This is a genomic window from Bradyrhizobium acaciae (assembly GCF_020889785.1).
Lineage (GTDB): Bacteria > Pseudomonadota > Alphaproteobacteria > Rhizobiales > Xanthobacteraceae > Bradyrhizobium > Bradyrhizobium acaciae.
In genome coordinates, this window is record NZ_JACMYK010000015.1 from 1 (window position 1) to 26,441 (window position 26,441).

The window sequence follows — 26,441 nt, forward strand, 5'->3', positions numbered from 1 at the left end:
GGCAGCGGGCGGCGGAGCGGCGGGTGCCGCAGCCGGCGTCGCATCGGCGCCGCACTGGGCCTTGCGGAAATCATTCCACTTCTGGCCGTTGAGGGTGCCGGCCGTCTTGGCCGCCTGGTACTTGGCGCTGCACTCCTGCGCGGTCAGGGCCTGCGCCGGCGCGCTCGCCGCAAAGACTGCAAAGCCCGACACCGCAATCGCACACAACAATCTGGTCTGAATGGTCATCCCTGGTCTCCCGTCATCCCTGGTTTCCCTTCGGTTTCCCTTGGGGGGCATTGGCGTAAGACCATTATCCTAGCGCAACCCCGACTTGCGACAACGCGTCGGCGCGCCCGCGGGCTAAAATATTGTGGCGGCAGGACCACCGCATGTTCATCCACGGTTCAGCATCGCCGCGCGACGTTTCGGCTCCTTCCCTCACGAGGTGCCCCATGATGACGATTTCCAAGCTCGCGACCGCAACCGCCCTTGCTTCCCTGCTGCTGGTGGGCGGAGCCTTCGCACAAACCGCCGCGCCCGCCGCCAAGGAGGCCGCTCCGAAGGCCGAGACCAAGGCACCGAAGGAAGCCAAGCCGCGCACCGCCGAGTCGCTGGAGTGCTCGAAGGAGGCCGATGCCAAGGGCCTGCATGGCAAGGAGCGCAAGAAATTCCGCTCCGAGTGCAAGAAGGCGGGCGGCGCTGCCGCTGCGCCGGCCGCGAAGTAACGCGTAGACAAATTTGACATCCTTCACCCTCCCCACCGGGGAGGGTGAAAATCTGTGCGCCGGCGAGCCGGGGCGCAATGCTGCAATCGCGGGACGCATTTGTCCCGAGATTGCGAATTTGCCATAAGGCGGCGTGACCCTGATCCGCGCTTCGATGGCATCAGCCATTCCCGACCGCAGCAAAGTTCTGAACGGGCTCGAGACCCTCGTCATCGGCGCCGGCGGCGGTTTGCTGTTTTTATGGGCAGGATTGCCGGGCGGGCTGATCTCGGGCGCGATGTGCGCGGTCGCGATCGCAGCATTGGCCGGACGGCCGCTCGCGGTGCCGCCGGTGCTGACGCAATCGGTGCTGCTGCTGCTCGGCATCTCGCTGGGCTCGCTGATGTCGCAGCAATTGCTTCAGCATATGAGCTCCTATCCGCTCACCATCGGCCTGCTGGCGCTGGCGACGTTCTGTTCGACCTTCGGCTCGAGCCTCTATCTGCAGCGCGTCCATGGCTGGGACCAGACCTCGGCCTTCCTCGCCGGCAGCCCCGGCGCGCTCTCGCAGATCACGATCCTGGCCGCGGAAAAGGGCGCCGACGTCGCCGCGATCGCCGTGGTGCAGACCATGCGCGTCATCATCCTGACCGCGGCGCTGCCGCTGGTGCTGGCACTGACCGGGGTGACGCATGCGGCGCCGCCGCCATTGCCGACCACGGTCGCCTCGCCGGTCGGCCTCACGGCCCTGGTCGCCGGGTCGATCGGCGTCTCGCTGCTGCTGCGCTGGATCAAATTCCCTGCAAGCTGGATGTTCGGCGCGATGCTCGCCTCCAGCCTGCTGCATGGCTCAGGCCTGGTCGATGGTGGCCTGCCGCCCTGGCTCCGCAATGTCGCGCTGGTCGGCATCGGCGCGCTGATCGGCACCCGCTTCGCGCGGATGAAGACCTCGACCCTGCTCAGCCACGTCAATGCCGGGCTCGGCTCGTTTGCGATCGCGATCCTGATCTCCGCCGTGTTCGTCGCGGTGATCGGCTTCACCACCCATGTGCGGCTTGCCGACGTCGTGGTCGCCTTCGCGCCCGGCGCGATGGACGCGATGCTGGCGCTGGCGCTGACGCTGCACATCGACCCGATCTTCGTCGGCGCGCACCATCTGTCGCGCTTTTTGTTCGTCACCATCTCGACGCCGGGCATCATCCATCTGTTCGGACGGCCGCAGGACGACGTCGACGATTAGGCGATCAGATCACTATCCGACTCGCACTTCGGACGCTGACTGATCCGGCCGATCGCGAAACGATCGCGCCAACGCTGTCAGTTCCCCGGGATCGAACCATAGCTCCTCGTCCCGGTCCGATTGCAGTTTCGCGACGGCTGCGGCGTGCCACAACGGCCCGGTGATCCGGGCATAGACCGAACCGGGCTGTCCTTCGTTCCACTCCTCGAGGCGCTCCCTGACGACTGCGCGCCAAAGCGCGGTCAGCCGGCTGCTTGCACCATGGATCTCGGAGATCGTATATCTCGGGCGCTGCTCGCTCATCAGAGTGGCGACGAGATTGCGTCGGCTCTTGAGGCGCAACAACGTCTCATTGGCCAACAGCAGCAACTCGACGGGGACGCGGTGCACGGTGATCAGCATGGGCTCGTCTGTCGCGCATGATCGGAACGGTGACGGCGGGATAGCCTCCACCTTGTAACACCTGACACGCGCGTCAGGGCCTTCGCACAGGGAATTCTCTACCTTGGCTTCCGGAAATCGATGCTGCGCAGGATGATCCGGGGCGGCGCCCCCTCGAACTCCTTCGCTTGGTACTTGCCCTCGGCGCAGGCCTCGATGCGCTCGCGCAGCCGCATGAACTGAGTCTCGCGGTGGCCCGCGCGCCCGAGCGCCCCGCCTTCCAATTCATCCATGGCGGACGTCGAGATCGCGCAATGGATCTCCTTCTCGTCGTCATGCATCGAAAACAGCACGACCATCCGGTCGTATTCGTAGCTGATGAAGCGACCCTGAGTAAGCGTCATGTGACCAGCTCCTTCAAAGCCGCGAAATGGTTCTGGTTCATTGCGGCTCGGTGAGCCGGACAAAATCCTCGAGAATTGCCGTGACCAGATCGCGATGCCTTGTATCCTCCGGCGGCAGGCTAGCGGCGTACAGATTCAGAACGTAGCGCGCCTTGGCGGCGACCTCCGGCCACGACGTCGCAGGTGCCGCCAGCAGTCCGGTTTCGAGCGTGACCTGCCGCTCGCGCAGCTCCCTCGCATGGGTCTCGATTTCCGCCAGCGCACGGCGGATGTCGGTGGCTTTCTGCGCCGCCATACCGCGGTGGCGATCGAGGTCGAGCGGTTCGTCAGCCATTGGATGCGCTCAAATCGATACGCCGGCTTGCGGGCAATTCACGATCGATGCCTCTGATCCGGAATGGATGCTGGAAGGTGACGACGTCACGTCGGGAGCGCATGGTCATGGGCCAACCTTTTGCGAAACGCCTTGCGCCGATGCGGCCCCGAAGCCACCATGCGCCCCTTCAGCCGCAATAGCCACCGCTTTCTCGGCTTTCCCGGCCCTGTTGCCGAGACCGGAGCGAAGGCCGCTCGCTATTGCACGGTGCGTGTCGTTGCCGCAGACCGCATTGGCGCTCGCTATTCGAGGGCGATCGGCCTACGATCGATCACGATCACTTCAGGCAAGCGAATCCACGTCGGCGTTCGGGGCTGCTCTGCAGGCAGGTTCTGACCGAGTCGATGATCTCGAGAAACAGAGGGAGACCGACATGTCCAAAGGTGAGCGACACGGCAACCGCGAGGTCAAGAAGCCCAAGAAGGAGAAGATCAAGGTGATCGCCGCGGCTCCCAGCCAGAAGGGCGGACAGCCGGCCTTCACGCCGGGGAAGAAGAAGTAGATCGGAAGAAAAGGTCGATTGAGTCAGGGCCTGTAAATCAGGCCTACCAGTCAAACCTTGGCCGCCTTCGCCACGCCCCAACCGGCAATCGCGGCCATCAGCAGCGAGATCAGCACGTTGTAGCCGGCGAGCGAAATGCCGAGGAAGCGCCACTGCACCTCGTCGCAGCGGACCACCTTGACCTTGTCGAGCTGATCCAGCAGCGAGCCGGCCTTGCCGAAATCCACCATCGGGCCGGTGCAATCGGTCGGCCCCTGCCAGAACCCCCATTCGACGCCGGCGTGGTAGGTGCCGAGTCCGGCATTGGCGAGCGCGGCGAGGCCGAGGATCGCAAGCCCTGCGAGCAGCACCGCTCGCGGCGCGCCGCGGGCCGCCGCCAGCGCCACCACGGCGCCGAGCGGGACCGCGAGGTAATAGGCATAGCGCTGCTCGAGGCAGAGCGGACAGGGCATGATCTCCAGCACGAGCTGGAAGAACCAGGCGCCGGCCAGCGTCGCCGCCGCGATCACGGCAATCGCCAGGGCCGAGGTCAACGCAGGATTGCCGGTGGTGGAAGCATCCGACGGATGGGCGGTGGCGAGCGTCACGTCGGTCCTCCTGCGAGCATCGTTCGGGAGGGGCATTGGCTGTCCTCCTTGCTCAATCCGGGTCGTATCGCGCCAAAATATCGCTGTCGAGGCGCGGGACAATCACATCCGCGCGGGTTGACCGTGACGGGCTGCCCGCTATAGTCCGCCGCGCTTCGCGACCCCGGCCTTTCCCGGCCAGGACCATCGCGAATGCCCCTGTGGCGGAACTGGTAGACGCGCTCGACTCAAAATCGAGTTCCGCAAGGAGTGCTGGTTCGATTCCGGCCAGGGGCACCATGGAAAATATTACGATAATAACAATAACTTAAGACGATAGTTCGATTCCGGATTTCCCCGGAAAACTGTCGCGACGGATTGAAAATCCAAGCAAAGGCCCACTCCAGCGGTCCACTTTGCTGGTATTTTTGCTGGTATCGCCAAGCCAAACGCGCCGCGGCGAATTTCGCTATTCCGAACGACGGAATCGAGCAGATGGCCCGCAAGAATGATGGCGCCGTGGGTGCCAACCCACAGGAGATCCCACTAATCTCGACTGCCGCGCCGCCCGACCGAAATTCGACAAGGGCGCGTGGAGTCCCGCCAAGATTTCCGACGTGACCGGTGGCTGGCTCGATCTCCTCGCAACGCCGGACGTGAGCAGGCCCGCTACGCTGCCTCCAAGCTTTGGCGGTTGGCCGTCACCCCCGTCGAAAGGCCGATCATCACTCCGCAGGTGACCCACATCTGCCAGACGGCTGTCATGCGCGATGCGAGCGCAAGGCCGAGCACGATGAACGCGAGAGCCGTCCCGACGACGGGGCGGACGCCGAAGCGCAACATGAGCGCTGCGGCGAATGGCCCGACCATTCCGTACAGAAGAACGCGTAGCGCGAGCGCACCCGAGATCGCACCGACGTCCCATCCGAACTCCGGCCGGAGAGGAAGAAGAAGCACGCCGACCATGCCCATCGCGGCCGACGTCGACAGCATAGTGAGAAAGATTATCGCGACGACGGCCCATCCGTAGAAGATGCCCGCTCTCGCCGACAAGCGTGGCAACGGGCTTTCGTCCGTCATTGCGACATTCCACCCTCCGTCGCCGTCAGGCCGCCGCGGCGACGCGGTCGTGAACAGGATAGTCGGTGTAGCCCTTCGCGTCGAACGTGAAGAACGTGGCCCTGTCGTGGGGCGTGAGCGGGAGGTGCTGCCTGATTCTCTCGGGAACTCGGCGAGACTGAACCCGGAGTTTGCAAATCCGGCCTGAAGCCCCCCTAGGGCATTCTCCTGGCGATTCCGCCGCGGACCTGCACGGCGGGACCCGATCGAGGCAGTTCAGCTCTCGCATCAGCCCAAGAGCGACGAGCGTCGGTCCTCACGTAAGATTCGCCAAACTTGGGAGACCCGGCGTGCGTGAAACCGTCTGCGTGCGCCTGCGAATGCAAGCTGATGGCCGCCGTTGCAACCAGTAAAGGGAAAGCAAAGGTCTTCATTGATCTCTCCTCAAAGGGTGATGGTCTGCCTGATGGCAGAACCCGAACTTGAGGGAGCCACACCCTTTTCGGAAATGCCGTTCCTCTCTCATCACGATACCAATCGTCTATGACGGTGGGAATTCTCCCTTGACAGCACGCACGGTCTACTTCCGCGTCAGCGCCGAGACCGGCTCCCAAGCGTCGGCGCATCCTGTTCGGGACAGCTCGACGCATCGATTTCGCATCACCTGAGAAGGGCCATCGTCCGGGCGTTCCCGCAAAATGTCTTCGAACTGCCGAAGGGCACCTGGGAAGTCTCGCTCCCGGTATTTCCTCAGCGCGTCCTCGTATGCGCCGATCCAGCGGCATGCAGCATGATCCCTGAGCTGATCCTGTGCACCAATCAGCTCGTGAACGGACAAACCGCCTTCACGACCGTAAACGGCGATCCTGTCCACCTCGCGCGTAACCATTGAGCGGCCTACAAGCGCAGCTGTCGTCTCGCCGATCAGGATTTGGGTGCCGTACTGCTTATTGGCGCTTTCCAGTCGGCTCGCAACGTTCACTGCGTCGCCGATTACGGTGTAGTTCAATCGCAGTTCCGAGCCGATGTTGCCCACCAGCATATGGCCGGAATTGATACCGATCCTGATCTGAAGCGGACGGCCAAGATCGTTGGAAAGGCCCGCCTCCTCGATGGCCCTGCGGCAAGCGAGCGCAGCGCGGCAGCATAGCAGGGCATGATCTCCTTGCGGCTGCGGCGCGCCCCAGAACGCCATGACCGCGTCGCCGATAAATTTGTCGATGGTCCCGCCGTTGGCGACGATGACTTCCGATGCAATGTCGAGATAGTGCGACAGGAGGGGTACGACGCGATCGCCCATGCGTTCGGAGAGGCCAGTGAAGCCCGCGATGTCAATAAACATCACGGTCAGCTCCTGAATGGCGCCGCCGGGCTTCGCCTCGACACCTTGGCGCAGCAGCGCACGGACGAGGTCGGCCGGTATGAATTTGCGAAAGGCCGAGAGGCCGGCGGCCATCTCGGCAATCGCGCCCGACAGGCTCGCGATCTCCTTTAGACGCGACGGATGGCGGCGCACCAGTTCCAGCGCAAAGGTCTCGACGTGGCGGATTTCTCCGACGACGCGGGAAAGAGGCGCTGCGATTACGGTGCGCGCCAGCAAGGCTGAGGCCAGCGCTGCAAGCACCGCGCCGACGCCGAGGCCGGCGATGAGGCGGCGTAACGTTGTCTCGACTGGACCGAGAAACTCCGCTTCAGGAATGACGGTCGCTAGCCGCCAGCCGGGAAACGGCAGAGGCGTGAGCGCGACCTCGTAGGCTGCGCCGTCGGAGGTGAGCCGGCTGCGCCAACTGTCCTGGTCGGTCCCCGCTTTGGTCAGCGCCATCTGCGCCAGCGGCAAGAGTGCCTGTCCGCCGCGCGCCGGATGCAGCTCGTCGGCGTCCCTGTCGGGCGCGGCCACGAGCTCGCCGCTGCCGTCGAAAATGAAGGCCGTCCCGGTGTGCCCGACCTCGAGCTGGGCGAGGAAGCGCGCGAGGCGCGTATATTCGATGATGATGGCGAGGACGCCCTGCCGCTCCTGATAGACGTCGATCGGACCAGCGAAGGCGATAGAGGGGCGCTCTCCGATCGGATGGTCGGTCACCTTGAACCAGCTGGGGTCCTCGGCCTTGATGCCGGTCTTGAACCAGGTGCGATCGGCGACGCGAAAATCGGTCGGCTCGAAGCGGCGGTTGGCGAATTCGATGTCGCCGGGCACCACGTCATATTCGTCGACCCGCCGCTGCCCGGCATGATCGGTGAGCGAGATCTCCATCATCTCCAGCCTTCCGTCGCCGAGCTTGTGGGCGGCGAAGAACGCGCCGTCGGGCCAGCCGAATGCGACCCAGGAGATCGTGGACTGCGATTGCAGCTGTGACAGGAAGACGAATTCGCGCTTGTCGGCCTCGCGGGTGTCGAGCACGTTTTGCAGGAAGAGCGTGCGGAGGGCAGTGTGGGCGGCGCGCGCTTCGTCGACGATCGCCGCGACCTCCTTGCGGACGGCGGCCACGATCTGCTCGTTGATGGTCGCGGCCAATTGCCGGCTGGTCGCTTCCGCCGTGCGCCACCACAGCAGGTTGGATAAGGCGGCCGTCAGGAGGATCGCAGTCAGGACCAGCGCCGAGACGGCGAGACGGATGCTGACCGTCAGCCGCCTGACCGCTTGGCCTGATGCAATGCGTCCGGAGCTGGCGGTCATGACGGGGTCCGACGGGTTGACGAGGCTGCCTGGTATCTTTGTACGCAGGCCCGCAGCCGTTCGTTACGTCTCGCAAATGTCGAGCTCTCAGGCCAATGCCCGCCTGCTAACGAGTCCATAGGGACAAGGCATTGGCGTTGTCACCCCGGCGCGCCGCTAATCGGGCCCCAAGCGCACCACGTCGTGCGCGTCACCCAACGGTCTCACCAACTCGTGAGCGGCTCAGCCGGTAACGGCCGGCCGTGGCGGGGCGAATGAGACGAAGCGGGCATCGCCCGAACCAACAGGAGAAGATTCAATGTCTGCCAAGACTGCTATCAGTTCGCTCGTCCTCGCCGGCGCCGTGTCCACCGCGCTCGCCACGCTGGCGATGGCCGGTCCGCTGACCAAGGCCGAGGCCGATGCGGCCATCGCCGCCAAGAAGGAGAAATGCTTCGGCGTTGCGCTGAAGGGCCAGAATGATTGCGCCGCCGGCCCGGGCACGACCTGCCAGGGGACCTCGACCGTCGATTTCCAGGGCAATGCCTGGAAGTTCGTCCAGGGCGGCACCTGCGCCAATATCGAGCTGCCCGGCGGCAAGCATGGTTCGCTCAAGCCGGTCTGACACGAGCAGCAATCGAAACGCGCAGCGCGGAGGAGCGACATGGACGCAGAGATCAGGCCGCGAACGTCTGCGGCCATTCCCCTCCGCTTTTCCTTGGCCATCGGTGGCGTCGCCGGGACGAGCTTCAAGCCCGAGCACCTCGCGGCGATCCTCGACGAGGGCCCCCAGCGCGGCTTCTTCGAAGTCCATGCCGAGAATTACATGGGCGCGGGCGGCCCCCCTCATCGCATGCTGGAAAGGCTGCGCAGGGATCATCCGCTCTCGGTGCACGGGGTCTGCATGTCGATCGGCGGCCCGGGCCCACTGGACCGCGCGCATCTGGCTCGCTTCCGCGGCCTGATCGCGCGCTATCAGCCGGCGCTGGTCTCCGAACACCTCGCATGGTCGACCCACGAAACCAGCTTCTTCAATGATCTTCTGCCACTACCCTACACGAAAGCGACGTTAGATCGCGTCTGCGACCATATCGACGAGGTGCAGGAGGCGATCAGGTGCCCTCTTCTGCTGGAAAATCCCTCGACCTATGTGACCTTCCGCAACTCCACGATGAGCGAGACCGATTTCATCCGCGCCGTTGCCGAGCGTACCGGCTGCGGTCTGTTGCTCGACGTCAACAACGTCTTCGTGTCCGCGACCAATCACGGCTTCTCGGCGCTGCAATATCTTTCCGATTTCCCGCTGGCGCGAGTCGGCGAGATCCATCTGGCGGGACATGCCGAGCAGAGCGACGACGAGGGCGATCTGCTCCTGCTCGACAGTCACGACGGTCCGGTCGCGGACGCGGTTTGGAAGCTATTCGAGATCGTAATCGCGCGGCGCGGGCCCGTGCCGACGCTGGTCGAATGGGACAGCAACATTCCGGATTGGCCTGTGCTGAAGACAGAAGCCGCCGCTGCCCAGGCGATTCTCGATCGTCGTTGCGCGATGGAGGATCGCCATGCGGGCTAACGCCCAGGCTTCCTACGCCGCGGCTTTCGCGCCGCCGCTGCTCGATCCCGACGGTGACGTCCCTGCCGTCGTGACCGGCCCGAACGGTAAATCGGCGATGAAGCGCTACAACGTCTACCGCAACAACGTCACGGTCAGCCTGATCGAGGCGCTTGCGGCGATCTATCCGGCGGTGCAGCGCCTCACCGGGCCGGACTTCTTCCGCGCCATGGCGCGCTTCCATATTCGCGAGACGCCGCCGACTTCGCCCCTGCTATTCGACTATGGCCGCGACTTTCCCGGCTTCATCGCTCGCTACGAACATGCGCAAGCATTGCCGTGGCTCGCCGATGTCGCTCGGATCGAGCGGGCCTGGCTCGACGCCTATCACGCCGCCGACGCTGCGCCCCTCGCGGCGATTGAGTTCGCAGCGATCGCGCCGGATCGTCTGGCCAGCCTTGTCCTCACCGTGCATCCAGCGACGCGCGTTGTGCGATCGTCATTCGCTGCGGTGACCATTTTTGCCGCCAACCGCACCGGCGAGTCCGCTGACCACATCGACGCATCGACGCCCCAGGACGCGCTGATCACGCGGCCGGAGCTCGATGTCGTCGTGCGGCAGCTGCCGCCCGGCGGCGCAGTCTTCGTGACCTGCCTGATGTCGGGATGCATGCTCGCCGAGGCCGCCGCCGCGGCCCTAGAAGACTCGCGAGACTTCGAACTCGCCACCAACATCGCCGGCCTGATCGAGGCGGGCGCCTTCACCTCGTTGAGGCCCGGAGACCAAAAAAAATGATCACGGAACAACGCATCGCGGCCGCAGGGCCCCTGCCCTCGCTCGGGGCTCTCGCAGACAAGGGCAATGATCTAGTCCGCGCCATCGCGACGCCGTCAATGGTTCAGCTCGTGCTGCGCCTGGCGCTGGCGGTGCCGTTCTGGCGTTCCGGCATCCTCAAATGGGCCGGCTTCCTGAAGCTGAACGACACCGCCGTGGCGCTGTTCAGTGACGAGTTCATGCTGCACTTGCCCGGCGGCCCCTATCATTTCCCGGTGCCGGCAGCCATGGCGTTCCTGTCAGGATGCGGCGAGATCATGTTCCCGATCCTCTTGGCCCTAGGCCTCGGCACGCGCTTCGCCGCGCTCGGACTTTTGTTCATGACCGTGATCGTCGAGCTCACCGTCCCCGACGGCTGGCCGATTCACATCACCTGGGCGGCGATGGCACTCGCCATCATGGCCTATGGACCGGGCCGGATTTCGATCGATCATTTGCTCTGCAGGTTCGTCATTCATCCGGATAGATAGCGCGTGATCGAACCGAGCCGTCCGCGCGCGAAGTCCAGAAGTTCCGACCCGAAGGCCATGGAGGAACATCATGGAAGTCAATGAAGACCGCCTGAATTCGTTCACGCGAAAGGTGATCGGCGATGTGGTCGCGAAGATGAGTACATCGCTGATGCTGCTCCGCGACAAGCTCGGCCTCTTGATCGTTGCTCGTGTGGAAAGGCTCGGCGTCCCCATTGCCTATGTGAAGGATCGGCGAGCCATCGTGAAACAACCGCCCGCACATTCCGCGCCGCCGGTTTCCCGGCAGAAGCCCGCCGGGGAGAATATCGCGCAAGCCGCTCTGTTTGATTGACGCTCCTCGTTGAGCCGGAAGTCCTTGCCAAGACATGGTATGGAGCCTGGCCAAAATTGGTAAGAAGCCCACTGACAGATCGTCTGTGATAAGGCTGCTCGAGCGGATTGGCTACGATCGACTAGTGATCCGATAAACTCGTGCGCTGCCCTCAACGCCACGTCGAACTCTTGAACATTCTGACGTGTCAACAGTTCGCGAACGCCGGGAGCGGTGTAGAGCGCTTCAGTGAGACAGATTTCCCCTGCATCCGCAAATGACTGCACCCGCGCGGCGATATTCACAGTTTGGCCGAAGTAGTCGAGATTCTCATTGAGGGTCACGGCGATGGAGGGCCCGCAGTGAGCGCCCATCTTAAGGAAAATGGCAGGCTGATCTCGCTCGAAGTTGAAATGGCCAATCCGCTGGAGCATTTCGAGCGCCGCCGCAACTGCGTCAACGGGCCGAGAGAACGCTGCCATGACGGCATCACCGATGGTCTTCACAATAGCACCGGCATGCTGTTGAGCGACTGCGTCCAGCAGAGCGAAATGTTCTCTGACCAGCGCATAGGCACTGAGATCTCCGAGATGCTCGTAAAGGGCGGTCGACCCCTTCAAGTCGGTGAACAAGAGGGTCACCTGGCGGACGCCGAGTCCTTCCTCCTCGTCGACACGCTCGGAACGGAAGAGCTTTCGGAAAGTCTGCCGCGTCAGCAGCATGCCGCCGGACACGTAGGGATCGAACTCGAGCGTCGGCTTCTCCGGCATCGCTACGATCTCGGGCGGCCAGTTGATCAAGAGCACTGAGCCGCGCTTTGCGCCGGTATTGCTGATCTCGAAGACGTTGGGCCCCGACGGCACGGTCGACATAGCGGATGTAAATCGCTGCCCATCATAAGTGATGCGAATAATTCCCGGTGTGCCGGGCGCGGGGCCTGAGGAGTGCGCCACGGGAAGCGTGAAGCCAGCCTGCGTCTGAACGTTGACGCCCGAGAGCGCGCCGGGCTTGATGTCGGCCTGCAGGGTCGTGGTCACGCCTGGCGGTAGATATGTCATGCCGCATACCAGCGTGCGCAGAACATCGACAAACCGGGTCCCGCCCGGCAGCCGCCCGCTGTCCGCAAACTTCAGCTTCCAATGCAGGTCTTCGATCGAGAGGCTGTCAACGTCGTGCAATGCGAGGCGACGTATCTGCGGCGAGACCGAGAAAGAAGCCTGGATAAAGTTGTCGAGATCCGTCTGACCGTCGATATCGCATAGCCCGCAGACGAAATGGCTCCGGAGTGCGCGCAGTTTTCCGAAGCTCTCCAGGACCAGGCCGGAATGGGGGCACAGAATGTCCCAATGCAGGTCGACCAGTCCGGCGCGGGCAGCGTGGAGAAACAAATCGATGGCTTCCGGTTCGGCCACGCCGCGATCTCGAGCGAACGCCAAGGGATTGGCGCGGAAGATACTGACCTCGTCGCCGCTGCGGATCAGGGTTTCGAACTTCGAAATGACCCGAGGGCTCCAGGCCCTGGCCTGCTCGATCTGGATCATTTTGCTTTCGAGAAGCCGTTCGTCAATTGACGTCATCGACAGCTCCTGACGGTGTGAATCCTGGCAAAATAGCACATTCGAAGGAGCACGAGTCATTCGCGCACGATCCAAACATAACGCACTGCAACACGCCGCCTTCAGTCAACCGACAAGGGGCCATTGGAGACGCCTTCTAGTTGAGGTTCAGCATTGCTTCCGAAGCGGTCCGCCTCGCCGCACCGAACGCTTTGCCGGATGCGCATGCCTTCGTTCGTGCGAGTCGCACCGGTCCGGCTGCAGTTGGGTCAACGCTGATGAGCCACGCTGGCTAGATCAGCTGGGCAGATTCACTTCGGAGAATCGTCTCGTGTAAGAAGCATCGACAGCGAACGTATTGTCGGCGCGGCGGCCAGGACCAGCGGCGCCATAACCGCCCACGAAACTAGCCATGACGCAAGCCAATTCCACAAGAATTGGCTTGTCGCCATCGCGGGAAAGCTCGCGATGCCCGCCGCAACGAGGGAGGTCATTCCCGACTGTATGACGCCGAAGACAAAATGACTGTGGCGGCGTGGAATCACGAACAAGGTCCCCCAAATCCGTTGGGTGGTGGCTATGCTACTTGCGCCTGTCGGCCTTTCAATGCACGCGGCTGCTCAAAAAGGATGCCTTAGCTGCTCATTCCGCCGCCATAGGCATGACGTCCTGCGTTTCGTGCAAAATGACACCCGTCAGAGGATCGAACTCTCCGGTCCAGGGCCTGTGTTCCAGGACGCCCTTGGTATGCGAGTAACCGGCCTCCCAGCGTCGCATGATTCCTTTCGGGCTGAAATCGATGTCCTTGGTATGGGTCTCGCGATCGAGCTGAGGCGCAAGAAGGCGAACGACATGCATGCGCGTGCGGCAGCCATAACCGGTCAGCTCGCGAACGGCAGGGTCAGCGCGCTCGCTCTCAGGCAGCCGGGCGGCAAGCTGATTGATGACGTGACGCAGCCGATGCGCCTGCTGCTGTCGTGCGATTTGGCTGGCAATTCGGCTCGAATACTGCACGTCCTTATGCCGGTTGAAGACCTCTGCCATGGTCGTGGGCTCGTGACCCATCGGATTCCACAGATGAACTGCAAAGATCAGGGAATCCTTGCGCGGATTATCGTCAAACACTGCTTCTGTCGGCGTATTCGATAAAATGCCCCCGTCCCAATACAATTCGCCATCAATTCGTATCGCGGGAAATGCGGGCGGCAACGCACCAGACGCCATGATGTGCTTCACCGTCAGTTCGCCGTCGCGGGTGTCAAAGTAGCGCATCTGGCTGGTCCGGACGTGAGCCGCGCCTACCGTGAGCCGCGGCTTGCAACGATTCACCAAATCAAAGTCCACGAGCTCGCTCAGCGTCTTCTCAAGTGGTGCCGTCGAATAGAAGCCCGCTTGATCGGCGCCAAGCGGATAGGAATCCCCGGCATGAGCCAGTGGATTCGGCCGAAAGAAGCCGGGAATTCCGTTGGTAACTGTCGACCAGTATGAGAGCTTGTCGTTGAAGTCCGGGAAAGCCGTGCGGAGGCTCCAGATCGGATTCTGCTCCATGCGCTTCCAGAAGGCCTTGAGCCTCGCCAATCTGTTATGGGACTCATTGCCCGCGATCAGGCTCGCGTTGATCGCCCCGATCGAGGTCCCGATGATCCAATCAGGCTCGATGCCGGCCTCGTGGATTGCCTGGTAGACCCCGGCCTGATACGAGCCGAGCGCTCCGCCGCCCTGCAGCACAAGCACGACTTGGCCGGGCAAATCCCGGACCTTGCCGGCCTCGACCGCATTTCCGTGCATCGCATTCATCTTTCGCTCTCCTGAACGCTTGCTCTCGTCATTCTTCGCAGAGCCGCGGAGTTTGTTACGGTTGCTCATCTCAGTGAGCAGTCCAACCGCCATCGACCGGGAGGGCTATGCCCGTGATCGAAGCCGCCGCGTCGGTCGATAGAAAGACCGCCAACGAGCCGATTTCCTCCACCGTGGCGAAGCGCTTGTTGGGCTGCTGGGCGAGAAGTACATCGCGGATGACTTGATCGCGGGAAATGCCGTGAGCCTGGGCTTGACCGTCGATCTGCGCTTCCACAAGGGGCGTATAGACGTAGCCTGGGCAGATCGCGTTGCAGGTGATGCCCTCTTCCGCAGTCTCGAGGGCCGTCACTTTCGTCAGGCCCACGATGCCGTGCTTGGCCGCGACATAGGCCGCCTTGAAGGGAGATGCGACCAGCGCGTGGGCAGACGCAATGTTGATAACCCTGCCGAACCCATTCTGCCGCATCGCGGGCAGTGCAAGACGGGTCGTATGAAAGGCCGACGACAGGTTGATCGCGAGGATCTGATCCCACTTCTCGACCGGAAACTGCTCGAGCGGCGCGACATGCTGGATGCCGGCATTGTTGACGAGGATATCCAGCCGGCCGGACTGGGCCACGGTCGCCGCAATCATTTCAGCGATCGATTTCGGCTTGCTCATATCGGCGGGCGAATAGCTCGCCCCTACCCCGAAATCCGCAACGATCTGCTCGCGCGTCCGTCCAATCTCCCCCGGAGCCCCAAGACCGTTGAGCACCACATCGGCACCGGCAGCCGCTAAAGCTCGCGCAATCCCGAGCCCAATGCCGCTGGTCGAGCCGGTGACCAGCGCTACCTTGCCGACCAGCGTCCGCGCGGCGGTTTGATCCTGCAACTTGATGGGAATGTTCATAATCCAAGCCTCTCATTTGAGCGATGGCGGGTCTGGTGGCCCGACCTAGCCTGTGCGATTTTCCGTCGCTCCGGAAATGCCCTTTGGCTTCCGAAACCATGCACGCTCGCTATCGGGGTCCGGGATGTCATTCCTGGCCTTGATCCGCTAAGATTCCCACCAATTTTGCTGGGGAGCCGATCCATGGAAATGCACCAGGTCCGCTATTTCCTCGCGGTGGCGCAGCAGCTCAATTTCACGCGCGCTGCCGAGGAATGCAATGTGACGCAACCATCGCTCACCCGGGCGATCAAGCAGCTCGAAGCCGAGCTCGGCGGCGACCTGTTCCGCCGTGAGCGGCCGGCGGCGCAACTGACGGAGCTAGGGCAGCGCATGCATCCACTGCTCAAGCAATGCTTTGAGGCGGCGGCGGGCGCTCGCTCGCTCGCCTCTTCGTTCAAGAGTGGCGAGATCGGGGCGCTGCGCATCGCGCTGACGCATTCCATCGATCTTGCACTGCTCATTCCCCACCTGAGCGAGATCAAGCGTCAGTTCAATCGCCTCGAATTCTGCTTTCTGCGCGGCACCAGTCGGGAAGTCGGCGAGCTCCTGAAGAAGGGCGAAGCGGAGCTCGGCATCGCGGCCGAGATCGATGAAGCCTGGGACCGGCTCGACACCTGGCCACTGTTCACGGAGAGCTTCGAGCTCGTCGTCAGCAAGGACCATCGGCTCGCTGATTGCGCTGAGATCGAGTTCGATGATTTGCGTACGGAGCAGCTGTTGAGCCGAAGCTATTGCGAGCATTCCAAACGCATTGCGGCCTCACTGCGCGAGCACGGCATCGACGTCGACCATGGTCACGAAATCTCCTGTGAGCGCGATCTGATCGAGCTGGTCGAAGCCGATATAGGCATCGCCATGGTGCCGCACACGTCGCTTCTACCGGCGAATCTCAAACGCGCGGGCGTGGTGGGATTGGACGCCCGCCGCACGGTCAATCTCTATGGCGTTGCGGGGCGTCAGCGTACCGCGGTAGCCTCTGCCGTCATGCGGATGCTAAGAGGCTCTGATTGGCGAGAGACCGCGGGGTAGCTGGCCCAGCTTCTTTCCGGAGACACGAGCGAGGCTAGGCCGTGTCCTCATGGAGGCAATTTCCGCTGCTGGCGGCAAAGCAGAGAAGGGTTTCGGATGCCGGCCGCATGAAGGACGGCGCGGCATATTCGGCGGCCGGCGTCCGAAAGCCTCCAAAGGAGGAAACCGCGATGGGGGGACGTAGGACGATGCCGCGTGATCGAGTTAAGTCGCGTCAAACAACCTTCAGGCGATCAATAGGACGTATATGGCCGCGGCGTCCTACCGCGCGAGCGGTTTGGTCCGTTGACCCTGAACAGACGTCGTGCCCACGCCGGCAACACCCCTGGCTCCATTGATCCAAATCAATAAATGAATGATGCTTTGGTGAAAGCATTCTTCGTGCCTGGTTCGTAGACGCTGCGGAGGTTGATTGTGGGCGCGGGATTGTCGGTGGCTTTGAGCTTCGGCATCCGGCCAACATTGAGGAGATCAGGGTCCGCGTCTGATTCCAATACGGAAGTTAAGTTCAGCGTTCAAGTCCGGAAGCCCGAACTGCTGCGTCGGCGCACCTTGGGACAACTGTGCGCCCGGGCCCGTCCATGTCCCGACCAGCAAGAGGGTGTGTCATGCGTACCGCTATTCCTCTCGTCATCTTGATCGCAATCTCATCACAGGCAGCAATAGCCGGCGTAAAACGGCACGGGGCGGTCCCGGAAGCACTGCGCGGATCATGGGCGACGAGCGCGGATGTCTGCAACGGCGCGGACAAATCCGGCGTCGCCCTAGCAGCCAAGACTTACGCCGGCCCCGCCGGGAGCTGCACCGTGATGTGGGTGAGCGAAACCCCTGGCCCGCAAGGTGCTATCTACTCCGCCCATTTGCGCTGCCCGAACAAGCGCACGCAGCAGCAGGGCTGGTCGGAATCCAATCTGGTCATCCGGCCCGACGACACGAACAAAATTTCGGCCGGGCCCAATTTCAGCAGTCTCAAGACGTATCAGCGGTGTCCATAGTCTCACCGCTGCAGTCTCACCGCTGCGTTTGACCATGTCGGTCAACCCCGGCGCAATATTGTCCCGCGGGCTGGGCTCTGCTCTAGTACCCCCACCGAGCCCATTTCGATCACCTCGATGCAAAGCGTGACCGAGTTGCTGCCAGGGGCGCCAAGTTTATAGGCCCCCAGGCGAATGCCCAAGCGCGACCGCAAAAGGTTGCTCTCGGGGTAAAATGGGCCTGACAGGTCTAATGGTCGGACCGCCGCTTGAGCACAGTCGGGAGCACCTTCCGGCCATAGGCTTAAAGGCCAGTAGGTGGTAATCTCTTTATGCCAATTCGCCGCTAGAGAGGCGGGCGGTTTCAGGCGGAGGCCTGCGATGAGGGGGAGAGTGCGGGTAAAGCGCGCCGGGAAGGAGCGCGTTTCCCGCGGCAAGAAGGTGGCCTTGAAGAGCTGCACGCTCGATCCCTCGCTGGACGAACTCCTGGCGTTTGAGCGGCTGCTTTCTGATCTCTCCGCCCGCTTCGCGAATGTTAGTGCTGACCAGGTTGTCGCCGAAATCGAAAGCGCACTGAGGCAACTCTTCAAGTTTCTGGGCTTTGCTCGCGGTACCTTTGGGGAGTTCAGCGACGGAGGCGATCTTTCTATTCTGTGCTCGGCAGCAGCCGAGGGTTTAGAACCGGTTCCGCGCGGCCCGGTCACGGGTTTCAGAAAATGGGCTGAAAGGGAGCTATACTCGGGACATACCATCACATTCCGCTCTTGGGAGGACTATCCTGCGGAGGTACGTGCAGCCGTTGACGAACACTACCGCCAACGCGGCATCGTCCCGCAGCTTCTGATTCCGCTGGCCGTGGGTGGCAACATCGTTGCGATGATCGCTTTTGTTGCGTTCCAATCCAGTCGGGAATGGCCGGACGAGTTTGTCGCGCGGATAAAAGTCATTGGCGAGGTGATGGCCCAAGCCCTGGTTCGTAGGCGCTCAGAGGCCGCGCTTCGGGCGACGCAGTCCGAGCTTGCACGAGTTAGAGGCCTCACCGCAGTGGGACAGATGGCGGCCTCGATCGCGCACGAAATCAATCAGCCGCTCGCGGCAATCGTAACTAACGGCAATGCGGGCCTGCGCTGGCTCTCGAATCCACGGGCGGATCATCTCGAACAAGTGCGCGCCGCGCTCGAGCGCGTCGTCAGGGAGGGCAATCGGGCGAGTCAAATCATCAACGGCATCCGGGCGATGTTCCAGAGCGATACCAGGGAAAAGGCACCGCTGGACGTCAACCAATTGATCCGCGAAGTGCTTGCGATACTGGATTCCGAGTTGCGTAGCGATCAGGTTCTGGTCCAGACCGAGCTGATGCCGGACCCGTTACCGGTGTTCGCGGATCGGGTGCAACTCCAGCAGGTTGTCGCCAATTTGATTGCAAATGCGATTGAGGCCATGAGCACGGTCAACGGTCGTGCGCGGACACTGCGAGTAGGATCGGCGATCGGCCAGCCTGATAGCATCTTGATCAGCGTAGAGGACTCCGGACCAGGAATTGATCAAGAAAACCTCGGCCGTATCTTCCACCCGTTCTTTACAACGAAGCCCCAGGGCATGGGAATGGGGCTCGCGATCTGCCGGTCGATCGTCGAATCTCATCATGGAAGCCTCTCGGCGTCGCCGGGACATCCACACGGTGCGGTTTTTCGCGTTGTTCTGCCGAGCGGGAGGGTGGACGGCGCATGAAGCAAGACGATCTCAACAGCCGGTCGGTCGTTTTTGTCATCGACGACGACAACGCCATGCGCGAGGGGCTCAGCAGCCTGTTTCAATCGGTCGGATTACAGGTCGAACTGTTCGCTTCCGCCCCGGAGTTCCTTGCACGCGAACGTCCTGACGTCGCCAGTTGCCTGGTGCTTGATGTCCGGCTGCCCGGCCCGAGTGGCCTGGATTTTCAGGCGGAATTGGCCAAGGCGAACATTCGCATTCCAATCGTCTTCATGACCGGTCACGGCGACATACCGATGACTGTGCAGGCCATGAAAGCCGGCGCGGTCGAGTTTTTGCCCAAACCATTTCGCGACCAGGACATGCTGGACGCGGTCCGGGCCGGCCTTGAGCAGGACCGACGCCGACGCAAGGACGCGAGCGATGCCTCCAGATTGAAGTTGAGTTTCGATACCCTGACTCCGCGCGAGCAGCAGATCATGGGCTTCGTGGCCTCCGGTCTGATGAGCAAGCAGATCGCCGACGAGATTGGAGTCAGCGAAGTCACGGTGAAAGTCCGCCGCGGCAGCATTATGCGCAAGATGGGCGCACGATCGCTCGCCGAGTTAGTGCTGATGGCAGAGGCATTGGGCGTTCGTCGCAAGCCGAAATAATCTCCAATATACCTATGTATATCCCATCAGCCTTGGTTCCTCGCGCTTCCCAATGCACAGTGGCGCGATAGGCCTCGGAGCACCATGCCTGTCATCCCCAGCAAGGACGCCGGAAGTTGAAGGTTCCGTTGATTTCCATTGTTGACGATGACGAACCTAATCGAGAGGCAACGGAGGCCCTTGTTCTGTCGCTTGGGTACACCGTCGCTACCTTCGCTTCTGCCGAGGAGTATCTGCAGTCCGATTGCGCGGAGAGCTCATCGTGCCTGATCACCGATCTGCACATGCCGGGTATGAGCGGAGCCGACCTGCAGGATCGGTTGATTGCCGACGGCCACCATACGCCGATCATTTTTGTGACCGCGTTTTACGAAGACACAACTCGCGCGCGTGTGCTAGGAGCTGGAGCGTTCGGATTCCTGAGCAAGCCGTTCAGCGCCGAGTGCCTGATTCTATGCCTGGACAAGGCACTGAAGAGCCCCGGGGTTCGCTGAACACCAGCCCAGCACTGCTTCTGCGGCATCTTCTCAAAACAAGCCATGTCACGTCACCGCTCCTCAGGCCGTATGTTCGCCCGCGAAAATATCGACGCTATACCGACGTATAGGCTTCTTTACGTTTTCAACGCCGATCATTACCCACGTACACTGGATCGCATGGCGCGACAATTCTAGCCTCCTCGTCAAGAAAAGTGACAACTCGACGGAGAGCGCGACATGGCCACGAACGACATGGCCACGAACACCGCGACCTCTCGGAACGAGTTGGCTAGCAGCGCGGCGAAGCTTTTGCGCCGGGCTCGGCAAATTTCAGAGTGGGCATTGTTCGACCGCGTTGCGGATGCCCAGAGGCTCGCGATGCAGCGATTGTTCGAAGACGTTTAGCTCGGGAAGGGCACTATCATGTCTCATCGAAGCATCCTACTTGCGGCCGTTATAATCGGCGTTGCATCTATCGTGACTGTTTCATCCGACGCATTTGCGCGTCCCGGACGTGGGTTTGGCGGGGTCGGCGGCCCCGGAGTGGGAGTCGGTCGTCCTGGCGTTGGAGTCGGTCGTCCCGGCGTTGGCTATCGTTATCCGGTAGCTCGTGGTGCCGCGGTCGTCGGCGTCGGAGCTGCCGCTGCCGGCGCATATTACGCCAGACCCAGATGTGGATATTACCCTTATCCACCGTGCTACTAGCTCGAATCGAAGTTTGCGAGCTGCGTCCGATCGAAGGACCTGAACGCTTTCGTCAGTGTGATGTCCTTTCATTCAGATCAGCCGTTGGTGGGTCTTGATTTAGATCAATCGTCGCTCTCGCCGCCAGAATAGTCTGTCTGCCCTTGGTGGCGCGATCCCGGCAACTGAGTGAATTGCCATGATTCATCGCGTTCGATGTGACTCAGGTTCTGGCCTCTCCTTCGGCTTCCGAACTGCTTGTTTGTTGACCCTCGCCGCCTGGCTGGCCGGCTGCAACGATCAGAGCGATGGTTGGGTTAAGCCTCGGACGCTGGTCCGCACGGAAACGGTAAGCCTTCAGGATCGCCAGGGGTCGACCACGCTGACGGGCGATGTTCAGGCCCGAATCCGCGCTGAACTTTCCTTCCGAGTCAGCGGCCGGGTGATCGAGCGGCTGGTGGATGTTGGAGCGCACGTGAACGCCGGCGATGTATTGGCGCGCCTCGATCCGACAGAGCAGCAGGCCGATCTCGATGCCGCGATCGCCAAGGTGACCGGCGCCGAGACCGAGGTCCGCGTCACGGCCGCTACCTTCACTCGACAAAAAACCCTTATCGCGCAGGGCTTCACCACGCGATCGTCGTATGAGCAGGCGCAGGAGGCGTTGCGCACGGCGGAGGCATCGCTCGATGCCGCTAAGGCCGAGGTTGGCACTGCGAAAGACAATCTGAGCTTTACCGAGCTACGCGCCAAGGCCAATGGCGTGATCACGGCACGCAATATCGAGGTCGGTCAGGTCGCGCAGGCGGCGCAATCGGCATTCACGCTGGCGGAGGACGGCCCCCGGGACGCCGTGTTCGATGTGTATGAGTCGATTTTCTTCGAGCAACCGGAGAGCAGTGCCATCACTTTGACGCTGGTGTCGAATCCGGCCGTCAAGGCGCAGGGGCATGCCCGCGAGGTCTCCCCGACCATCGATCCGAAGACGGCGACGGTGCGAGTCAAGATCGCGATCGACAATCCGCCAGCAGCGATGACGCTGGGAAGCGCGGTCACCGGGACGGTGCGTTGGAAGCCAAAGAATCGGATCGTTCTGCCCTGGAGCGCGCTGACGGCCGACGGCACTGCACCTGCGGTCTGGGTCGTCGACCCGGCCAACAAGACGGTGTTCCTGAAGCCGATTGTCGTCGATAACTACGAAACCGGAACCATTGTCATCAGGAGCGGGCTGCAGCCGGGTGATCGCGTCGTCACCGATGGCAGCAAATTGCTCAGCCCGGGACAAACCGTCACGTTCGACGGGGAGAGCTCATGATGAAACACGGAATTCGTATCAGTGCGATGCTCTGCATCTGCTTTGCGGCGGCCGGATGTGAGGACCAGGCGGTCGCACCTCTACCGGTGCGGCCGGTATTGTCGACAGTCCTAAAGCCGGGCCTGACGGAAAGCAGTGTCGTCGTCGGTACCGTGGAGCCGCAGTTCAAAACCGATCTGAGCTTCCGCGTGCAGGGACGGCTGATTGCGCGCCCGGTCTACATCGGCGACACGATCGAGAAGGCACAGACCGTAGCAGCGATCGACCCGACCTCGCTTGAACTCGCGGTGCGCTCGGCGATTGCGGACGTGTCGAGCAGTCAGGCCAAATTGACCAACGCCAGCGGCTTCGAGGAACGCCAACGTACTCTGCTCAAGACTGAGGTCATCAGCCAGGCAGATATGGAAAGCGCTGAGCAATCCACCGCCTCGGCGCAGGCGACCTTGGTTCGCGCTCAAGCCGATCTAACCAAGGCGCGCGAGCAGCTCGGCTACGCCCAATTGAAGGCAGAATTCGCCGGCGTCGTCACCGCGGTTGGTGCCGAGGTCGGCCAGGTCGTGTCATCCGGTCAAACCGTCGTGACGGTCGCGCGCCCCGAGATCCGTGAAGCCGTCATCGATGTCGCCGACGACGTGGCCAGCACGTTGCGGATCGGCCAGCCTTTCACGGTCAGCCTCCAGCTCGACCCCGCGATCCAGGCCGAAGGCCGGATCCGCGAGATCGCACCACAGGCCGACGCCGTGACGCGCACGCGCCGCGTCCGCATTACGCTCGACAATCCTCCCACGACATTCCGGCTGGGGACGACGGTGATGACACCCGTTACCAGCAGCCATCCGACGCTCCGACTGCCGGTGTCAGCCATTCTCGTCAAAGACGGCAAAACGCTGGTCTGGCTGGTCGATCCGTCCAAATACACGGTGGCATTGCGCGAGGTCACCAGTTCGGCTGACGACGGCAGCGGCGCACGCATCGTCGCCGGCATCGAGGAAGGTTCGCGCGTGGTGACTGCGGGCGTGCATAGCCTTGTAGATGGCCAGAAGGTCCGCATCGATCAGGAAGCCAAGCCGTGAAGAAGTCATTCAACCTGTCCGATTGGGCGCTCGAGCACCGTTCGCTGGTCTGGTATTTCATGATCGCGTTCATGGCTGCCGGACTGTTTTCCTACATGCAATTGGGGCGCGAGGAAGATCCCGCGTTCACCATCAAGACCATGTTGGTTCAGGCGCAATGGCCCGGCGCGTCCGCCGATGAGATGACGCGTCAGGTCACCGAGCGGATCGAGAAGAAGCTCGAGGAGCTGGAATCGCTCGACTATACAAAGAGTCTGACCGTCGCTGGACAAACAACCGTTTACGTCAATCTTCGCAACGACACCAAGGCGCGGGACGTGGTTCCGACCTGGGTGCGTGTGCGCAACATGATCAACGATATCAAAGGCGACTTTCCAGAAGGCGTCATTGGGCCAACGTTCAACGACAGGTTCGGCGACGTATTCGGTAACATTTACGCGTTCACAAGCGACGGGCTGAGCCAGCGCCAACTACGCGACCGGGTCGAGTATGTCCGCTCCAAGGTTCTGACCGTGCCGAATGTCGGCCGGGTAGATATCATCGGCGCGCAGGATGAAGTCATCTATCTCGAATTCTCCACTCGCAAGATCGCTGCACTGGGGCTCGATGAGCGCGCGATCCTGACCTCGTTGCAAGAGCAAAATGCAATCGCGCCCTCGGGCGTTCTGCAGGCGGGGCCGGAGCGGATCAGCGCGCGCGTCAGTGGACACTTCACGTCCGAGGCCAGCCTGAAGGCGGTCAATCTGCGGGTCAATGACCGGTATTTTCCGCTCACCGATGTGGCCACGATCACGCGCGGCTATGCCGACCCCCCGTCCAACCTGTTTCGCTTCAACGGAGAGCCGGCGATCGGGCTCGCGATCGGCATGAAGGCCGGCGCCAACCTGTTGGAATTCGGCGTCGCGTTGAAAAAGGAAATGACCAGGGTCGTGGCCGATCTACCGATCGGGGTCGGTGTGCATCTGGTGTCGGATCAACCGGTGATCGTGGATCACGCGGTGTCCGGCTTCACCAAGGCGCTATTTGAAGCCGTCGTCATCGTGCTCGCCATCAGCTTCCTCAGCCTGGGGATGCGGGCGGGCCTGGTGGTTGCGATCTCGATTCCGCTGGTGCTCGCCATTACTTTCCTGGTCATGGCGTCCGCCGGCATCTCGCTGCAGCGCATCTCGCTCGGCGCGCTGATCATCGCGCTCGGCCTGCTGGTGGACGACGCGATGATCGCGGTCGAGATGATGGTGGCGCGTCTGGAGGTTGGAGATACGCTGAAGAAGGCGGCGACCCATGTCTACACCTCGACCGCGTTTCCGATGCTGACCGGAACGCTGGTCACGGTCGCTGGCTTCATTCCGATCGGGCTGAACAACAGCAATGCAGGCGAGTTCACCTTCACGCTGTTCGTCGTCATCGCGGTGTCCCTCGTCGTGTCGTGGATCGTCGCGGTGCTGTTCACGCCGTTGCTCGGCGTCACCATCCTGCCGGATACGATGACGAGCAACCATGGGCACAAGGGCCGGTTGGAACTTGGCTTCTCCCGTCTCCTCGCCTTCTGCATGCGCTGGCGCTGGGCGACCATCGCGGTCACGCTTGCGGTGTTCGGATTGTCGCTCGCCGGCATGGGCTTCGTGCAGCAGCAGTTTTTTCCGGCGTCCGATCGGGACGAACTGATTGTCGATTTTAGCCTGCCGCAGAACAGTTCGATCGCCGAAACCGATGCGCAGATAGCTCGCTTCGAGCAGGAGGCGCTCAAGGGCAATCCTGGAGTCGATCATTGGTCGAGTTATGTGGGGCGAGGCGCGCCGCGCTTCGTGCTGTCCTTCGACGTGCAGCCGGCCGACCTGTCATTTGGCGAGATCGTCATCGTCACCAAGAGTCTGGAGGCGCGGGATCGCGTCAAGGCTGAGCTGCAGACCTATCTGAAGAAGACGTTTCCGGGTACGGACGCCTTCGTGAAGCTGCTCGAGATCGGGCCGCCTGTCGGTCGGCCGGTGCAGTTCCGTATGAGCGGCCCCGACATCGCCGGGGTGCGGGAGTATTCCCGGCAACTGGCAGGCATCCTGCGCAGCAATCCGCATCTCGGCGACGTGGTGTTCGACTGGGCAGAGCCTTCGCGCGTCGTCAAGGTCGATGTTCTGCAGGACAAGGCGCGGCAGCTCGGCGTGACCTCCGAGGACATCGCGACGGCGCTGAACGGCGTTCTGGACGGCACCACAGTGACCCAGGTGCGCGACGATATCTACCTGATCAAGGTGCTCGGGAGAGCCAAAGCCGCCGAACGCCGTTCGATTGAAACGCTACGGGATCTGCAACTAACCGGCACCAGTGGTCAGGCCGTGCCACTCGCCGCCGTGGCCACGCTGCGCTACGAAATTGAGCAGCCGACGATCTGGCGGCGCTCACGCCTGCCGACCATCACGCTGAAGGCTGGCATTCTGGATTCAGTGCAGGCGGCCACCATCGTCGATCAGCTCAAACCGCAACTGGCGGCATTCACCGCAAAATTGCCAGCCGGCTATTCGATGGCAACCGGTGGCAGCGTTGAGGAGAGCATCAAGAGTCAGGCGCCGATCGTCGCCGTGGTGCCGCTGATGCTGTTCATCATGGCGACGATTTTGATGCTGCAGCTGCAGAGCTTCCAGCAGCTGTTCCTAGTGTCTGCGGTTGCGCCGCTGGCCTTGATCGGCGTCGTGGCTGCGCTGCTGCCGAGCCGGGCGCCGCTCGGCTTCGTCGCCATTCTCGGCGTGCTGGCGCTGATCGGCATCCTGATCCGCAACTCCGTGATCCTGATCGTGCAGATCGAGCAGTTGCGCGACGAAGGGCGGCACGCATGGGACGCCGTCGTGGAAGCGACCGAGCACCGGATGCGGCCGATCATGCTGACGGCCTTGGCGGCCAGCCTCGCGCTGATCCCGATTGCGAGCGAGATCTTCTGGGGGCCGATGGCGTATGCGATGATGGGCGGCATCATCGTCGGCACGGTGCTGACACTTTTGTTCCTGCCGGCGCTGTACGTCGCCTGGTTCCGCATCAAGGCGCCCGCCGATCCGCGCACGCAATCTGCAGAACCGAAGGCTGAACGAGAAGTTGCATGATATCCAACGCCGGTACTTCAAGGGCGGCGCCTGAACAAACGCATCCACGCCGCAACACTGTTATTTGAGGCTGAATAAGATCAGCTATTTGAAATTGGGTCCAGA

At 62.2% G+C, this 26,441-nt stretch carries 26 protein-coding genes, 1 tRNA gene and 1 pseudogene; 17 read left to right on the forward strand and 11 right to left on the reverse strand.

Annotated features, from left to right (window positions below; translation table 11 throughout):
* Positions 1-228, reverse strand: a pseudogene (locus H8A92_RS09305) (hypothetical protein); the annotation flags it as partial.
* Positions 229-437: 209 nt separating this feature from the next.
* Between H8A92_RS09305 and H8A92_RS09310 the strand changes: the two are divergent.
* A complete protein-coding gene (locus H8A92_RS09310; protein WP_420831304.1) occupies positions 438-707 on the forward strand; it encodes a PsiF family protein in 270 nt (89 codons plus the stop codon).
* Positions 708-840: 133 nt separating this feature from the next.
* Entirely contained in the window at positions 841-1,926 is a 1,086-nt protein-coding gene (locus tag H8A92_RS09315) for an AbrB family transcriptional regulator (RefSeq protein ID WP_420831303.1), read from the forward strand.
* A gap of 12 nt (positions 1,927-1,938) precedes the next feature.
* Here H8A92_RS09315 and H8A92_RS09320 read toward each other — a convergent pair whose 3' ends face one another.
* The 3 genes from H8A92_RS09320 to H8A92_RS09330 all read right to left on the reverse strand — a co-directional run bounded on the left by H8A92_RS09320 (position 1,939) and on the right by H8A92_RS09330 (position 3,045).
* Positions 1,939-2,328 carry a hypothetical protein gene (locus tag H8A92_RS09320; RefSeq protein WP_229195535.1) on the reverse strand — a complete coding sequence of 130 codons (390 nt, stop codon included), beginning with the start codon at positions 2,326-2,328 and terminating at the stop codon, positions 1,939-1,941.
* A gap of 98 nt (positions 2,329-2,426) precedes the next feature.
* On the reverse strand, positions 2,427-2,711 hold the full coding sequence (locus H8A92_RS09325; protein WP_229195536.1) for a DUF1488 family protein: 285 nt from the start codon (positions 2,709-2,711) through the stop codon (positions 2,427-2,429).
* A 37-nt stretch (positions 2,712-2,748) separates the two neighbouring features.
* A complete protein-coding gene (locus H8A92_RS09330) occupies positions 2,749-3,045 on the reverse strand; it encodes a hypothetical protein (RefSeq protein WP_229185250.1) in 297 nt (98 codons plus the stop codon).
* 415 nt (positions 3,046-3,460) lie between these two features.
* Here H8A92_RS09330 and H8A92_RS40760 point away from each other — a divergent pair, with 415 nt between their 5' ends.
* The gene (locus H8A92_RS40760; RefSeq protein ID WP_274613304.1) at positions 3,461-3,589 is read left to right on the forward strand and encodes a hypothetical protein; all 129 of its coding nucleotides are present in this window, start codon (positions 3,461-3,463) and stop codon (positions 3,587-3,589) included.
* A gap of 50 nt (positions 3,590-3,639) precedes the next feature.
* Here the strand turns inward: H8A92_RS40760 and H8A92_RS09335 are convergent, their stop codons facing one another.
* Entirely contained in the window at positions 3,640-4,212 is a 573-nt protein-coding gene (locus tag H8A92_RS09335; protein ID WP_229195537.1) for a disulfide bond formation protein B, read from the reverse strand.
* 158 nt (positions 4,213-4,370) lie between these two features.
* Here H8A92_RS09335 and H8A92_RS09340 point away from each other — a divergent pair.
* Positions 4,371-4,455: transfer RNA gene (locus H8A92_RS09340), tRNA-Leu, on the forward strand.
* Positions 4,456-4,824: 369 nt separating this feature from the next.
* Here H8A92_RS09340 and H8A92_RS09345 read toward each other — a convergent pair.
* On the reverse strand, positions 4,825-5,235 hold the full coding sequence (locus tag H8A92_RS09345; RefSeq protein WP_229195538.1) for an MFS transporter: 411 nt from the start codon (positions 5,233-5,235) through the stop codon (positions 4,825-4,827).
* 559 nt (positions 5,236-5,794) lie between these two features.
* A complete protein-coding gene (locus tag H8A92_RS09350) occupies positions 5,795-7,888 on the reverse strand; it encodes an adenylate/guanylate cyclase domain-containing protein (protein ID WP_229195539.1) in 2,094 nt (697 codons plus the stop codon).
* Between the two features lie 298 nt (positions 7,889-8,186).
* Here H8A92_RS09350 and H8A92_RS09355 point away from each other — a divergent pair, with 298 nt between their 5' ends.
* Genes H8A92_RS09355 through H8A92_RS09370 form a run of 4 tightly spaced genes read left to right on the forward strand, consistent with a single transcriptional unit; the run spans position 8,187 to position 10,724 of the window.
* Positions 8,187-8,492, forward strand: a complete 306-nt coding sequence (locus H8A92_RS09355) for a BufA1 family periplasmic bufferin-type metallophore (protein ID WP_188100808.1) — start codon at positions 8,187-8,189, stop codon at positions 8,490-8,492.
* Positions 8,493-8,531: 39 nt separating this feature from the next.
* Entirely contained in the window at positions 8,532-9,440 is a 909-nt protein-coding gene (gene bufB, locus H8A92_RS09360) for an MNIO family bufferin maturase (RefSeq protein WP_229195540.1), read from the forward strand.
* Positions 9,430-10,215: an HvfC/BufC N-terminal domain-containing protein gene (locus tag H8A92_RS09365; RefSeq protein ID WP_229195541.1), complete on the forward strand. Its 786-nt coding sequence runs from the start codon at positions 9,430-9,432 to the stop codon at positions 10,213-10,215. The genes bufB and H8A92_RS09365 overlap by 11 nt, the downstream gene beginning before the upstream one ends.
* Complete coding sequence (locus H8A92_RS09370) at positions 10,212-10,724, forward strand: DoxX family protein (protein WP_229195542.1); 513 nt, start codon at positions 10,212-10,214, stop codon at positions 10,722-10,724. Before H8A92_RS09365 ends, H8A92_RS09370 begins: the two co-directional genes overlap by 4 nt.
* Positions 10,725-10,943: 219 nt before the next feature.
* Here H8A92_RS09370 and H8A92_RS09380 read toward each other — a convergent pair whose 3' ends face one another.
* From H8A92_RS09380 to H8A92_RS09395, 4 genes are all read right to left on the reverse strand, one after another.
* Complete coding sequence (locus tag H8A92_RS09380) at positions 10,944-12,614, reverse strand: adenylate/guanylate cyclase domain-containing protein (RefSeq protein WP_338026520.1); 1,671 nt, start codon at positions 12,612-12,614, stop codon at positions 10,944-10,946.
* 290 nt (positions 12,615-12,904) lie between these two features.
* Positions 12,905-13,138 (reverse strand): DUF2798 domain-containing protein, encoded by a 234-nt coding sequence (locus tag H8A92_RS09385; RefSeq protein WP_338026522.1) that lies wholly within the window; start codon positions 13,136-13,138, stop codon positions 12,905-12,907.
* Between the two features lie 97 nt (positions 13,139-13,235).
* A complete protein-coding gene (locus tag H8A92_RS09390; RefSeq protein ID WP_229195606.1) occupies positions 13,236-14,381 on the reverse strand; it encodes a DUF3734 domain-containing protein in 1,146 nt (381 codons plus the stop codon).
* 79 nt (positions 14,382-14,460) lie between these two features.
* A complete protein-coding gene (locus H8A92_RS09395; RefSeq protein ID WP_229195545.1) occupies positions 14,461-15,285 on the reverse strand; it encodes a 3-hydroxybutyrate dehydrogenase in 825 nt (274 codons plus the stop codon).
* Positions 15,286-15,468: 183 nt separating this feature from the next.
* Here H8A92_RS09395 and H8A92_RS09400 point away from each other — a divergent pair, with 183 nt between their 5' ends.
* The 9 genes from H8A92_RS09400 to H8A92_RS09440 all read left to right on the forward strand — a co-directional run bounded on the left by H8A92_RS09400 (position 15,469) and on the right by H8A92_RS09440 (position 26,336).
* Positions 15,469-16,356, forward strand: a complete 888-nt coding sequence (locus H8A92_RS09400; RefSeq protein ID WP_229195607.1) for a LysR family transcriptional regulator — start codon at positions 15,469-15,471, stop codon at positions 16,354-16,356.
* 608 nt (positions 16,357-16,964) lie between these two features.
* Positions 16,965-17,351: a hypothetical protein gene (locus H8A92_RS09405; RefSeq protein WP_229195546.1), complete on the forward strand. Its 387-nt coding sequence runs from the start codon at positions 16,965-16,967 to the stop codon at positions 17,349-17,351.
* Between the two features lie 372 nt (positions 17,352-17,723).
* Positions 17,724-19,061: a sensor histidine kinase gene (locus tag H8A92_RS40960; RefSeq protein ID WP_229195547.1), complete on the forward strand. Its 1,338-nt coding sequence runs from the start codon at positions 17,724-17,726 to the stop codon at positions 19,059-19,061.
* On the forward strand, positions 19,058-19,696 hold the full coding sequence (locus H8A92_RS09415; RefSeq protein ID WP_229195548.1) for a response regulator transcription factor: 639 nt from the start codon (positions 19,058-19,060) through the stop codon (positions 19,694-19,696). Before H8A92_RS40960 ends, H8A92_RS09415 begins: the two co-directional genes overlap by 4 nt.
* Before the next feature lie 116 nt (positions 19,697-19,812).
* A complete protein-coding gene (locus H8A92_RS09420) occupies positions 19,813-20,190 on the forward strand; it encodes a response regulator transcription factor (protein WP_229195549.1) in 378 nt (125 codons plus the stop codon).
* Between the two features lie 222 nt (positions 20,191-20,412).
* Positions 20,413-20,580 carry a hypothetical protein gene (locus H8A92_RS09425; RefSeq protein WP_229195550.1) on the forward strand — a complete coding sequence of 56 codons (168 nt, stop codon included), beginning with the start codon at positions 20,413-20,415 and terminating at the stop codon, positions 20,578-20,580.
* Positions 20,581-21,124: 544 nt separating this feature from the next.
* On the forward strand, positions 21,125-22,174 hold the full coding sequence (locus tag H8A92_RS09430) for an efflux RND transporter periplasmic adaptor subunit (RefSeq protein WP_229195551.1): 1,050 nt from the start codon (positions 21,125-21,127) through the stop codon (positions 22,172-22,174).
* A complete protein-coding gene (locus H8A92_RS09435) occupies positions 22,171-23,247 on the forward strand; it encodes an efflux RND transporter periplasmic adaptor subunit (RefSeq protein ID WP_229195552.1) in 1,077 nt (358 codons plus the stop codon). The genes H8A92_RS09430 and H8A92_RS09435 overlap by 4 nt, the downstream gene beginning before the upstream one ends.
* Positions 23,244-26,336: an efflux RND transporter permease subunit gene (locus H8A92_RS09440; RefSeq protein ID WP_229195553.1), complete on the forward strand. Its 3,093-nt coding sequence runs from the start codon at positions 23,244-23,246 to the stop codon at positions 26,334-26,336. Before H8A92_RS09435 ends, H8A92_RS09440 begins: the two co-directional genes overlap by 4 nt.
* The last annotated feature ends 105 nt before the right edge of the window (positions 26,337-26,441 follow it).